Raw genomic sequence first — 12297 nt, forward strand, 5'->3', positions numbered from 1 at the left:
GCGCAATAAAACAATAACAATCTTTTACCGCGCGTTTCGGCGGGCTTTTTGCTGGGCATTGTCGGCCATCAAACCTTATTGGCTATTTCTGGGGATATATGAAAATCAAAATGATAGCGAGCCTGATCGGCGCGGGACTGGCGCTGTACGGGCCGGCTGCGGCCGCGCAGGAACAGGCGGAAAATAATAAAGGCAGCGTGGCGTTCAGCCCGCTTAACGTCTCGGCCGCCGACGGCGGCAAGAGCAGTGAAAAAGAGGCGTTGGCGAGGCCTGGCGCGTTCAGCTCGCGCGACGAAAACAAAAATCTGGAGTCGGTGGACAGCATTCTGCGCAGCATGCCGGGCACCTATACCCAGATTGACCCCAGTCAGGGGGCGGTCAGCGTCAATATTCGCGGCCTGAGCGGCTTTGGTCGGGTCAACACCATGGTCGATGGCATTACCCAAAACTATTACGGTACTTCCACGTCTGGCGTGATATCGCACGGTTCGACCAATAACCAGGCGGGCGTTTTGATTGACCCCAATTTCATCGTCGGCGTGGACGTGGCGCGCGGTGAGAACAGCGGCGGCAGCGGCGTAAACGCGTTGGCGGGCAGCGCCAACTTCCGCACTATCGGTGTTGATGATGTGATCTTTTCCGGCAATCCTTTCGGCGTGAGAACCAAATTCTCGGTCGGCAGCAACGGCATTGGCCGCAGCGGCATGATCGCCGTCGCCGGCAAGGGACAGGCGTTTACCGATACCGGCAGCATTGGCGCGATGGCCGCGGTCAGTGGGAGCTCTATTTATTCGAACTTCAACAATGGCGACGGTATCAGCAGCGAAGATTTTGGGTACGATGAATTTATGAAGCAAAATCCCAAGTCACAGCTGTTCAAACTGGATATCAAGCCTAACGAGTTCAATAGCATTGAGTTTTCCGCCAGGAACTACCAAAACCGCTTTTCTCGGCGCGATATCGATAGTCATGACCTCTACCTCAAATATCACTATGCGCCGTTTTCGGAGCTGGTGGATTTAAACTTCACCGTCAGCACCAGTAAAGGCAATCAGAAATACGACGGCGGTTCGCTATTCACCTTCTTTAACACCAATGCAAAAAACCGCTCCGATGCGCTGGATATCAACAACACCAGCCGATTCAGCCTGCTGGATACTGATGTAGCCTTCAGTTATGGCGGCAAGCTGATGCGCAACCAATACCGCAAACATGTTGAATCGGCGATAGAGAATGCGCAGACGGCGCAGGAGGCGATAGAAAATAACACCTTCGCGCCATCCGGCGAGCAGCGAATCGGCAGTTTATATACCGGCCTGCAGCTTAACCGGGATATTTATCAACTCGATCTCAATCTGAACTACACCAGCAACAAGCTGACCGGCTACAAGCCTGAATGCGATTATCGCGTGGAATGCTTCCCGCAAGGGGCCGCGAACATCAATTTGAAAGAGCAAGGGTTCAATCCTTCGGTAATGCTATCGGCGCAGGTGACGCCGTGGTTGCAGCCATTCGTCAGCTACAGCAAATCGATGCGTGCGCCGAACATTCAAGAAGTGTTCTATTCCAACTCGGGTGGCGCATCGATGAACCCGTTCCTCAAGGGGGAACGGGCGGAAACCTGGCAGGTCGGCTTCAATGCCAACGGACACGATCTGTTGGTGAAGGAAGATTCATTGCGCCTTAAGGTCGTGGGCTATACCAGTAAGGTACGTAATTACATCTTCAGCGAGTCCTACATGGTATGCCGCAATGGGCGGAAATGCAGTTATCGCGAAAATCTGGAAAACGATTGGGCCGATGCGAGCGAAGATTACTCGGACAACATGTATATCTACGTCAACTCTCTGACGCCGGTGCGCATGCATGGTGTTGAGGTTGAAGCCAACTATGACGCCGGTCGAGCATTCGCCCGCGTCTCTTTCAGCAAGCAACACACCGAGCAGCCGACCTCCATCGCCAGCACCTATTTCGGCGCCGGGGATATCAATGAACTGCCGGACATGTATTTTACGTTGGATACCGGGGTGCGTTTCCTTGATGAATCGCTAACCGTCGGCAGCATCGTGAAATACACGGGCAAAACGCGTCGCTTGTCGCCGGATTATGAACAGAGCGAAGTGACCGGTGAAATCCTGAAGCAAGAGATGCCGAACATTCCTACCATTATTGACCTGTACAGCACTTATCAGATCAACCGCAACGTCATGCTGAAATTTAGCGTGCAAAACGTGATGAACAAGAGCTATTCCGAGGCGTTGAACAAACTGAATATGTTGCCGATCCAAGGGGATGACGCGACGGCCGCCAATACCGCCCGTGGGCGGACTTATATCTTCGGCGGGGAGGTGCGTTTCTAAACCGCAGCAGAGCAGGGCGCAGTCACTGCGCCCGTTTCGCCTGCAGCAGCCATTTGTCCAGCTCGTTGGCGAACTGCTGGCGGTCGCGCTGGTTCAGGGCGTTCGGGCCGCCGGTCTGAATGCCGCTGGCGCGCAGGGTATCCATAAAATCGCGCATGTTGAGGCGCTCGCGGATGGTGTCCGGCGTATAGCGCTCGCCGCGCGGGTTCAGCGCCACCGCCCCTTTCTCTATCACCTCCGCCGCCAGCGGTATGTCGGCGGTGATCACCAGATCGCCCGCTTCGCAGCGGCGCACGATCTCGTTATCGGCCACGTCGAAACCGGCCGCCACCTGCAGCGAACGGATGTACTTCGACGGCGGCGTGCGCAATGGCTGGTTCGCCACCAGCGTGACGGTGATGGCGGTGCGATCGGCGGCGCGGAACAGCACCTCTTTGATCACGTTCGGACAGGCGTCCGCATCGACCCAAATCTGCATCATTTCGGCTCCTGCAGCCAGTCGCGCACCGGCAGGAAATCGCGCGTCAGCGCCGCTTCCGGGCTGTCGGCCTCCGGCTGGTAGTTATATTCCCAACGCACCAACGGCGGCATCGACATCAGGATGGACTCGGTGCGGCCGCCGGTTTGCAGCCCGAACAGCGTGCCGCGATCCCACACCAGGTTGAACTCCACATAGCGGCCGCGGCGATACAGCTGGAACTGGCGCTCGCGCTCGCCCCAGGTCAAGGCCTTGCGTTTTTCGACGATCGGCAGATAGGCGTCGAGGAAGCCCTGGCCCACCGCGCGGGTGAAGGCGAAGCAGTGGTCGAAGTCCGGGGTGTTCAGATCGTCGTAGAACAGGCCGCCGATGCCGCGCGCTTCGTTGCGGTGCTTGATGAAGAAGTAATCGTCGCACCATTGCTTGTATTTAGGGTAAACCTCGTCGCCGAACGGCGCACACAGCTCGGCCGCGGTGCGGTGCCAGTGCACGGCATCCTCTGCGAAACCGTAGAACGGCGTCAGGTCAAAACCGCCGCCGAACCACCACACCGGCGCCTCGCCCGGTTTTTCAGCGATGAAGAAGCGCACGTTGGCGTGGCTGGTGGGGACATAGGGGCTGAGCGGGTGGATAACCAACGAGACGCCCATCGCCTGGAAGCTGCGCCCGGCCAGTTCCGGACGGTGCGCGGTCGCCGAGGCCGGCAGGGTGGCGCCGGAGACGTGCGAGAAGTTGACCCCCGCCTGTTCGAACACCGCGCCGTTGGTCAGCACGCGGCTGCGGCCACCGCCGCCTTCTTCACGCGTCCATTGGTCTTCGGTGAACACGGCGCCGCCGTCGGCCTGGGCGAGCTGCGCGCAGATGTGATCCTGCAGCGCCAGCAGGAAGGATTTTACTTCAGCGATGTTAGGTAAACTCATGCGGGGTCTTTATAGCGTCTGGCTGAACAAGGCGCTGAGTATACTCTTATTCGCCGCCCGCGGCATCAGCGGGGTTTGCGTTGGTGTGCGTCGAAATAGTCGAAGAAGTTGATGATGCCGTCCGCGATGGCGCGGGCGATTTTCTCGCGAAACGCGGTGGTACCCAGCAGCCGTTCTTCGTTCGGGTTGGTGATGAACGAGGTTTCCACCAGCACCGAGGGGATGGACGGGGATTTCAGCACCGCGAACGCCGCCTGTTCGGTGCTGTCGCTGTGCAGATGGTGCACTGGGCGAATTTGACCGAGCACGTGGCGGCCGAGCGTCAGGCTGTTGTTGATGGTGTCGGTTTGCACCAGATCGAACAGCACCTGCTGCAGGTAGTTGTCCTGATCCTTGTACTTGCCGCCCGCCACGTCGTCGGCGGCGTTTTCACGGTTTGACAGGTAGCGCGCCATGGCGCTGCTGGCGCCGCGGTTGGAGAGGGCGAACACCGAAGCGCCTGAGGCCGACGGGCTGGTGAAACCGTCGGCGTGAATCGAAATGAACAGATCGGCCTGGTGCTGGTGGGCGATCTCCACCCGCTGGAACAGCGGAATGAATTCGTCTTCTTCGCGCGTCAGGCGCGCCTCGACGTGATCGTGCTCATGCAGGAATCGGCGCACGTGGTTGGCGATTTCCAGCACGATGTGTTTTTCCTGCGAGCCTTCGTGGCCGACCGCGCCGGAGTCGATGCCGCCGTGACCGGGATCGATCATCACCCGCTTCTTGCCGCCGGCCGGTTTCGCCGCCGGTTTGCTGTGCTGATTGCGCAGCAGGCCTTCCGCCTTGGCGTTTTGGCTTTTCACGCCGAACAGCGCCACCGCCAGGCCGGAAAGCAAAAGTTGGCGTCGCGTCGGGGAAACGGTAAGCGGTTTAAAATTGAGGAAGGGTTTACCCTGCTTTTTCATGACGCAACGCTCCGTCGACGTTTCTATTTTGCGACGTTATATCGTATTGATAATCATTAATCGACCCGATAACTATTTCCATTTATTACGCTTGTTACCGGCGATTCCCGGGCAAATAGCGCGCTAAATCGCAGTTTGATATTGCGTAAGTGAATAATCACGCGATAATCAGATAAACACCTTAATTAACAGCGGCCAACATCGATGGAAATTCGCGTATTTCGACAAGACGACTTTGAAGAAGTCATTACCCTGTGGGAGCGCTGCGATCTGCTGCGGCCCTGGAACGATCCGGAGATGGACATCGAGCGCAAGCTGAACCACGATCCGGAGCTGTTCCTGGTGGCGGAAGTCGGCGGCGAAGTGGTCGGTTCGGTGATGGGCGGCTATGACGGCCACCGCGGCTCGGCGTATTACCTCGGGGTGCATCCCGACTATCGCGGGCGCGGCATCGCCAATGCGTTGATCAACCGTCTGGAGAAGAAGCTGATCGCCCGCGGCTGCCCGAAGATCCAGATTATGGTGCGCGAAGACAACGACACGGTGGTTGAGATGTACGAGAAGCTCGGCTACGAAATTCAGGGCATCACCAGCCTGGGCAAGCGGCTGATCGAAGATCAGGAATATTGATCGAGCGGCGGACGGCGGTATAGCCCGCCCGCCGCAGCGCATTACGGCAGCTTTTTGACGGTTTTTACGTCCACTTCCACGCTGCTCCAGTCTTTATCCACTTTCCCTTCCAACTGCACCTTGTCTTTCGGTGTGACGGTTTGGCCGTTCCAGCGCTTGCGATCGATCTCGACCGTCAGGGTGCCGGTGGCGTCGCGGAAGGTGTAGGTATCGTCGCCGATGCGCTGCTCGATGTTGCCCTGCAGCATCACCCAGGTGTCGTCGCTCAGCGATTTCACCTTGTCCACGGTGGTCAGCGCCGCGCTGGGGCCGGAGAAACCGCCCTGCGGAGCGGCTTGCGTTTGTGCCTGCGGCGCGGCCGGATCGAGGAACCCGCCTTGTTGCGCCAGTACCGGTGCGCTGCACAGCGCGATCAGAGCGGCCAGAGTCAGTTTTTTCATGTTGCGCTTCCTTATCGTTATTGAAAATCACATCCCGCTGATATCGGGTGCTTGCTAAGTGATAAGGATTAAAACACGCCGATCTTAAGAGCTTCTTAAGCCGACGCATTGAAATTCTCGCTGCCGGCGCCCATCTGTAGCCATAGTCTTTATTCTGTGGCAAGGAACGAGCGTTGAAGCCATTCTCCCCCCGGTTTTCCCCGGACGATTACGATCAGCACGGCGCGCTGCGGCTGCCGCTGGGATTTTGGGCCGTGCTGATTTTGCAGGCGCGCACCTGGCTGTTGTTCGTGATGGCCGGCGTTTCGCGCGAGCAGGGCGAAAGCCTGTTGGCGCTGTTTTATCCGGATACCCAACGTTTTTGGTACGGCATGCTGCTCGGTTTGCCGGCGGCGCTGGCGTTTTTGCTGAGCGGCCGTCGCCACCAATGGCCGCGGCTGTGGCGCGGCTGGCGCTGGGGGCTGGCTGTCTCGCTGCTGGCGTCGCTCGGCGGCTTGCTGTTCAGCCTGTGGCGCCAGGACGGCGATCCGCCGGGGCTGGAGCTGGCGTTGGTGTTGCTCGACGCGCTGGCGCTGAGCTATCTGCTGCTGAATGCGCGCCTGAAAGCCTGTTTCGCGCCGGCGGAGCAGGCCGACTAATTGCCGAGAAGTGCGGCACTTTTCGCATTTTCCGCACTCCAAGCTGGCAACCGTTGGCGTAGTGCGGGCCGTTGTGAGAGGCTGGCATGCAGCAAAACGCCGAGTGCGGCAGGCGCGGGCTACCGCGCCGTGCCATTGATGTCTAAGGAGCTAGAGATGAATATTCGCCCCCTGTTGTTAGGGCTTCCGTTGTTACTGACCGGCTGTTCGAGCATGTCCAATTTCTCCTGGTCCAGCCTGTCGCCGTTCAACTGGTTCGGCAGCAGCCTGGAGGTCGGCGCCAAGGGCGTCGGCAAGCTCAACGCCGGCACGCCGATGTCGGAAAGCGCCATCAATGACGGGCTGGACGGCAACTACCGCCTGCGCGGCGGCATGGCGACCAACAACGGCCAGATCGTCTCTTATTACCAGGCGCTGTCCGGCGACGAAGTGAAACTGGTGATCACCGGCGAACCGAAAGGGCGCCTGCAGCGCGTGGACGTGCTGGATCCGAAAGTGGCGACGGAGTGGGGCAACAAGCTCGGCACGCCGTTCGGCGATATGTACAGCAAGGCGTTCGGCTCCTGTAAGCCGGGCAGCGGCGAAGACGCCGGTAAAGTGGAGTGCGTGGCGGAGCAGAGCAAGTACGTCACCTACATCTTCAGCGGCAAGTGGGCCGGGGCGCAGGATATCATTCCGCCGGACGACACCCTGAAAAGCTGGACGGTCAGCAAAATCATCTGGCACGCCAAGCCGCAGCAGTAACGTGTTCAACGGGCGCCGGTTCGCGGCGCCTGCCTTTTCAAGCTATTACCCCTATTTTCTTTGCGCTGCTGCAAGGCAATCGTCCGCGCTTGCGGTATGATAGCGCGCGTTTGTAACAGGGAACCCGCGCGTCAACCGCCATACCTGTTGCCTGGTTTTGGTATTGAGGATAACAACATGACACAGGTTCAGAGCGGCATTCTGCTGGAGCACTGCCGTTTCGCCATTTTTATGGAAGCCAGCGTACAGGGCGAATTCGCCGACTTGCGCCAGGGCTGCAAGCAGTTTTGTCAGACCCTGAGCGAGCTGCAGCAGCAGTTCCCCGATGCGCGCCTCGGCGCGGTGATCGCTTTCGGTTACGACGTTTGGCACGATCTCTCCAGCGGCCAGGGCGCGAAAGAGTTGAAGCCGTTCACGCCGCTCGGCAAAGGGTTGGCGCCGGCCACCCAGCGCGATATGCTGATCCACATCCAGTCGCTGCGCCACGACGTCAACTTCACGCTGGCGCAGGCGGCGCTGGCGGCGTTCGGCAATGTCATCAAGATCGAAGAAGAAACCCACGGCTTCCGCTGGGTGGAAGAGCGCGATCTGAGCGGCTTCATCGACGGCACCGAAAACCCGCAGGGCGACCAGCGCCCGGCAGTGGCGACGATCGCCGAAGGCGAAGAGGACGCCGGCGGCAGCTATGTGCTGGTGCAACGCTACGAGCACAACCTGCGCCAGTGGCAGCGCTTTACCACCGAACAGCAGGAGCAGATCATTGGCCGCACCAAGCACGACAGCGAAGAGCTGCCGGCCGATCAGCGCCCGGATACCTCGCACGTCAGCCGCGTCGATCTGAAAGAGAACGGCAAGGGCCTGAAAATTTTGCGCCAGAGCCTGCCTTACGGCACCGCCAGCGGCAAGCACGGCCTGTTTTTCATCGCCTATTGTGCGCGCCTGCACAATATCGAGCAGCAGCTGCTGAGCATGTTCGGCGATCTGGACGGCAAACGCGACGCGATGTTGCGCTTCAGCCGTGCGGTGACCGGCAGCTACTACTTTGCGCCATCGCTGACGCGCCTGCTGTCACTTTGACGCCGTCGCCGAAGCCGGCGCGTCCGGCTTCGGTCTGTTTTCCCTTCCCAAAACGCCTCGCATTCCCTGCCTTATAGCGTTTGATGCTTGTAAATCACTAAACGGTATATAAAAGCGTTACAGCTCCGCACCGAGTTATAAATACACTGGTCGTCAATAAGGCGAAAGCCTGAAGGAATGACTCAGTGATAAGGTGCAGAATGAAACAAAACCGGGTTAAAAATCTCGTGCTGAAAGGTTGGCTGGCGGCTGCGCTGTTGGCGAGCGGCGCCGCGTCGGCGGCGGAATTGCTGAACAGCTCTTATGACGTTTCCCGTGAATTGTTCGTCGCGCTGAATCCCGGCTTTGAACAGCAGTGGAATCAACAGCATCCGAACGACAAGCTGACCATCAAACAATCGCACGCCGGCTCGTCGAAGCAGGCGCTGGCGATCCTGCAGGGCCTGCGCGCCGACGTGGTGACCTACAACCAGGTCACAGACGTGCAGATCCTGCACGATCGCGGGCAGCTGATCCCGGCAGACTGGCAGGCGCGCCTGCCGAACAACAGCTCGCCGTTCTATTCCACCATGGCGTTTTTGGTGCGCAAGGACAACCCGAAGGGCATCCACACCTGGAACGATTTGGTGCGTGACGACGTGAAGCTGGTGTTCCCGAACCCGAAAACCTCCGGCAACGGCCGTTATACCTATCTGGCCGCCTGGGGCGCCGCCAGCCAGGCTGACGGCAACGATGCGGCCAAGACCCGCGCCTTCATGACCCGCTTCCTGAAAAACGTGCTGGTGTTCGATACCGGTGGCCGCGGCGCGACCACCACCTTCGTCGAGCGCGGTTTGGGCGACGTGCTGATCAGCTTCGAGTCCGAAGTGAACAACATCCGCAAGCAATACGGTGAAGACAAGTACGAAGTGATCGTGCCGCCGGTCGATATTCTGGCGGAGTTCCCGGTGGCCTGGGTCGACAAAAACGTAGAGCGCAACGGCACCGAGCAGGCGGCCAAAGCCTATCTGAACTACCTCTACAGCCCGGCGGCGCAGCAGGTGATCACCAGCTTCTACTACCGCGTCTATGACCAGAAAGCGATGGCGGCGGCGAAGGGGCAATTCCCGGACACCCAACTGTTCCGGGTGGAAGACCAGTTCGGCGGTTGGCCGCAGGTGATGAAAACTCACTTCGCCACCGGCGGCGAGTTGGATCAGCTGCTAGCGGCAGGGCGCAAGTAAATGTTGGCGTTGTCGTCCAGTAAACGGGTGCTGCCCGGATTTGGCCTCAGCCTCGGCAGCAGCCTGTTTTATACCTGTTTGATCCTGCTGCTGCCGCTCAGTGCGCTGGTGATGCAGCTGGCGCAGATGAGCCTGGCGCAATATTGGGAAGTGATTTCCAACCCGCAGGTGGTGGCGGCGTACAAAGTGACGCTGCTGGCCGCCGGCGTCGCCAGCCTGTTCAACGCGGTGTTCGGCATGCTGATGGCCTGGATCCTGACGCGCTACCGTTTTCCCGGCCGTTCGCTGCTGGACGGCCTGATCGATCTGCCGTTCGCGCTGCCGACGGCGGTGGCCGGCCTGACGCTGGCCGGTCTGTTTTCCACCACGGGCTGGTACGGTCAGTGGCTGGCGCACTTTGACATTAAGGTCACCTTCACCTGGCTTGGGATTGCGGTGGCGATGGCGTTCACCAGCCTGCCGTTTGTGGTGCGCACCGTGCAGCCGGTTTTGGAAGAGCTGGGGCCGGAATACGAAGAGGCGGCCGAGACGCTGGGCGCCACGCGTTGGCAGAGCTTTCGCCGCGTGGTGTTGCCTGAGGTGGCGCCGGCGCTGCTGGCCGGCACCGCCATTTCCTTTACCCGCAGCCTGGGCGAGTTTGGCGCGGTGATTTTCATCGCCGGCAATATCGCCTGGAAGACGGAAGTGACCTCGCTGATGATTTTTGTGCGTTTGCAGGAGTTCGATTACCCGGCGGCCAGCGCCATCGCCTCGGTGATCCTGGCGGCGTCGCTGCTGCTGCTGTTCAGCATTAACGTCTTGCAAAGCCGCTTCGGCAGACGTTTGGGAGGAGGGCACTGATGGCTGATGTTTCCGCCTTCAACGGCGCCGAGCGCCCGCGCGTCAACTGGGGCAAGTGGACGTTGATCGCCATCGGCGCGCTGTTTTCGGTGCTACTGCTGGTGGTGCCGATGATGTCGATTTTCGCCGAGGCCTTCTCCAAAGGGGTTGGCGCGATGTGGAGCAACTTGCTCGATCCGGACATGCTGCACGCCATCTGGCTGACGGTCTTGATCGCGCTGATCACCGTGCCGTTCAACCTGGTGTTCGGCACGTTGCTGGCGTGGCTGGTGACGCGTTTCACCTTCCCCGGCCGCCAGTTGCTGCTGACGCTGATCGATATCCCGTTCGCCGTCTCACCGGTGGTGGCGGGGCTGATTTACCTGCTGTTTTACGGCAGCAACGGTCTGCTGGGCGGCTGGCTGGATGCGCATAACATCCAGATCATGTTCTCCTGGCCGGGCATGGTGCTGGTGACCATCTTCGTCACCTGTCCTTTCGTGGTGCGCGAGCTGGTGCCGATGATGCTCAGCCAGGGCAGCCAGGAAGACGAGGCCGCCATTCTGCTGGGAGCGTCCGGTTGGCAGATGTTCCGCCGCGTGACGCTGCCCAACATTCGCTGGGCGCTGCTGTACGGCGTGGTGCTGACCAACGCGCGCGCCATCGGCGAGTTCGGCGCGGTGTCGGTGGTGTCCGGTTCGATTCGCGGCGAAACCTACAGCCTGCCGCTGCAGGTTGAGCTGTTGCAGCAGGATTACAACACCGTCGGGGCCTTTACCGCCGCCGCCCTGTTGACCCTGATGGCGATCGTTACCCTATTTTTGAAGAGCGCGCTGCAGTGGCGTCTGGAACGTCAAAACGCGCGTCTCGAGCGGGAGGAAAATCATGAGCATTGAGATTAACGGCATCAACAAGTACTTCGGTCGCACCAAGGTATTGAACGATATCTCGCTCGATATTGCTTCCGGCGAGATGGTGGCGCTGCTCGGGCCATCCGGCTCCGGCAAGACCACGCTGCTGCGCATCATCGCCGGGCTGGAAAGCCAGAGCGGCGGCAAGCTGGGCTTCCACGGCACCGATGTCAGCCACATGCACGCGCGCGACAGGCGTGTGGGCTTCGTATTTCAGCACTATGCGCTGTTCCGCCATATGACGGTGTTCGACAATATCGCCTTCGGCCTGACCGTGCTGCCGCGCCGCGAGCGGCCGAACGCCGCGGCGATCAAACAGAAAGTCACTCAGCTGCTGGACATGGTGCAGCTGGGCCACCTGGCTACCCGTTACCCGTCGCAGCTGTCCGGCGGCCAGAAACAGCGCGTGGCGCTGGCGCGCGCCCTGGCGGTGGAACCGCAGATTCTGCTGCTGGATGAACCGTTCGGCGCGCTGGATGCGCAGGTGCGCAAAGAGCTGCGCCGCTGGCTGCGTCAGCTGCATGAAGAGCTGAAATTCACCAGCGTTTTCGTCACCCACGATCAGGAAGAGGCGATGGAAGTGGCTGACCGCATCGTGGTGATGAGCCAGGGCAATATCGAACAGGTTGGCTCGCCGGAGGAGATTATGCGCGAGCCGGCCAGCCGCTTCGTGCTGGAGTTTATGGGGGAAGTGAACCGTCTGAACGGCGAAATTCGTGGCTCCCAGCTGTTCGTCGGCGCGCACCAGTGGCCGCTGTCGTTCCAGCCGATGCATCAGGGCAGCGTCGATCTGTTCCTGCGCCCGTGGGAAATGGAAGTGGCGACCGAGAGCAGCGAGCGCTGCCCACTGCCGGTTCAGGTGTTGGAAGTCAGCCCGCGCGGCCATTTCTGGCAGCTGACGGTGCAGCCGATCGGCTGGCACCAGGAACCTATCGGCGTGGTGCTGCCGGAAGGCAACGCTACGCCGGTGCGCGGCGGCCGTTATTACGTCGGCAGCCTCAATGCGCGGCTGTATGCCGGCGATCAACTGCTGCAACCTGTTGCGTTAGCCAAAAGCGCCTGATAGGTTTTAGCCAGTCCTTTTCTTTAAGGCAACCCCGGGGTTGCCTT

The 12297-nt window shown here is 60.0% G+C and carries 13 protein-coding genes; 9 read left to right on the forward strand and 4 right to left on the reverse strand.

Annotated elements, in window-relative coordinates; all coding sequences use genetic code 11:
- Nucleotides 1-98 precede the first annotated feature (98 nt).
- Nucleotides 99-2360: a TonB-dependent receptor domain-containing protein gene (locus JL05_RS10950; RefSeq protein ID WP_033632424.1), complete on the forward strand. Its 2262-nt coding sequence runs from the start codon at nt 99-101 to the stop codon at nt 2358-2360.
- 22 nt (nt 2361-2382) lie between these two features.
- On the opposite strand, the gene JL05_RS10955 is transcribed toward JL05_RS10950, so the two are convergent.
- The 3 genes from JL05_RS10955 to amiA all read right to left on the reverse strand — a co-directional run bounded on the left by JL05_RS10955 (nt 2383) and on the right by amiA (nt 4705).
- Nucleotides 2383-2838: a YaiI/YqxD family protein gene (locus JL05_RS10955; protein WP_004936514.1), complete on the reverse strand. Its 456-nt coding sequence runs from the start codon at nt 2836-2838 to the stop codon at nt 2383-2385.
- On the reverse strand, nt 2838-3758 hold the full coding sequence (hemF, locus tag JL05_RS10960) for an oxygen-dependent coproporphyrinogen oxidase (protein WP_015378680.1): 921 nt from the start codon (nt 3756-3758) through the stop codon (nt 2838-2840). Before hemF ends, JL05_RS10955 begins: the two co-directional genes overlap by 1 nt.
- Before the next feature lie 65 nt (nt 3759-3823).
- Nucleotides 3824-4705 carry an N-acetylmuramoyl-L-alanine amidase AmiA gene (gene amiA, locus JL05_RS10965; protein ID WP_033632425.1) on the reverse strand — a complete coding sequence of 294 codons (882 nt, stop codon included), beginning with the start codon at nt 4703-4705 and terminating at the stop codon, nt 3824-3826.
- A gap of 204 nt (nt 4706-4909) precedes the next feature.
- On the opposite strand from amiA, the gene JL05_RS10970 reads away from it, so the two are divergent.
- Nucleotides 4910-5335, forward strand: a complete 426-nt coding sequence (locus JL05_RS10970; protein ID WP_004936504.1) for a GNAT family acetyltransferase — start codon at nt 4910-4912, stop codon at nt 5333-5335.
- A gap of 41 nt (nt 5336-5376) precedes the next feature.
- On the opposite strand, the gene JL05_RS10975 is transcribed toward JL05_RS10970, so the two are convergent.
- Nucleotides 5377-5775 (reverse strand): YgiW/YdeI family stress tolerance OB fold protein, encoded by a 399-nt coding sequence (locus JL05_RS10975; protein ID WP_033632426.1) that lies wholly within the window; start codon nt 5773-5775, stop codon nt 5377-5379.
- Nucleotides 5776-5948: 173 nt separating this feature from the next.
- Here JL05_RS10975 and JL05_RS10980 point away from each other — a divergent pair, with 173 nt between their 5' ends.
- The 7 genes from JL05_RS10980 to cysA all read left to right on the forward strand — a co-directional run bounded on the left by JL05_RS10980 (nt 5949) and on the right by cysA (nt 12250).
- Complete coding sequence (locus tag JL05_RS10980; protein ID WP_033632427.1) at nt 5949-6413, forward strand: DUF2919 domain-containing protein; 465 nt, start codon at nt 5949-5951, stop codon at nt 6411-6413.
- Between the two features lie 156 nt (nt 6414-6569).
- Nucleotides 6570-7157 carry an RpoE-regulated lipoprotein gene (locus JL05_RS10985; RefSeq protein WP_004936494.1) on the forward strand — a complete coding sequence of 196 codons (588 nt, stop codon included), beginning with the start codon at nt 6570-6572 and terminating at the stop codon, nt 7155-7157.
- A gap of 177 nt (nt 7158-7334) precedes the next feature.
- A complete protein-coding gene (locus JL05_RS10990; RefSeq protein ID WP_004936493.1) occupies nt 7335-8234 on the forward strand; it encodes a Dyp-type peroxidase in 900 nt (299 codons plus the stop codon).
- Nucleotides 8235-8434: 200 nt separating this feature from the next.
- Nucleotides 8435-9457: a sulfate ABC transporter substrate-binding protein gene (locus JL05_RS10995; protein ID WP_033632428.1), complete on the forward strand. Its 1023-nt coding sequence runs from the start codon at nt 8435-8437 to the stop codon at nt 9455-9457.
- Nucleotides 9458-10297, forward strand: coding sequence for a sulfate/thiosulfate ABC transporter permease CysT (gene cysT, locus JL05_RS11000; RefSeq protein ID WP_004936486.1), 840 nt, complete (start codon nt 9458-9460; stop codon nt 10295-10297).
- A complete protein-coding gene (gene cysW, locus JL05_RS11005) occupies nt 10297-11172 on the forward strand; it encodes a sulfate/thiosulfate ABC transporter permease CysW (protein WP_033632429.1) in 876 nt (291 codons plus the stop codon). The genes cysT and cysW overlap by 1 nt, the downstream gene beginning before the upstream one ends.
- The gene (gene cysA, locus JL05_RS11010) at nt 11162-12250 is read left to right on the forward strand and encodes a sulfate/thiosulfate ABC transporter ATP-binding protein CysA (protein WP_033632430.1); all 1089 of its coding nucleotides are present in this window, start codon (nt 11162-11164) and stop codon (nt 12248-12250) included. The genes cysW and cysA overlap by 11 nt, the downstream gene beginning before the upstream one ends.
- Nucleotides 12251-12297 lie beyond the last annotated feature (47 nt).

The sequence above is a fragment of the Serratia nematodiphila DZ0503SBS1 genome, assembly GCF_000738675.1.
Taxonomy (GTDB): Bacteria; Pseudomonadota; Gammaproteobacteria; order Enterobacterales; family Enterobacteriaceae; genus Serratia; species Serratia nematodiphila.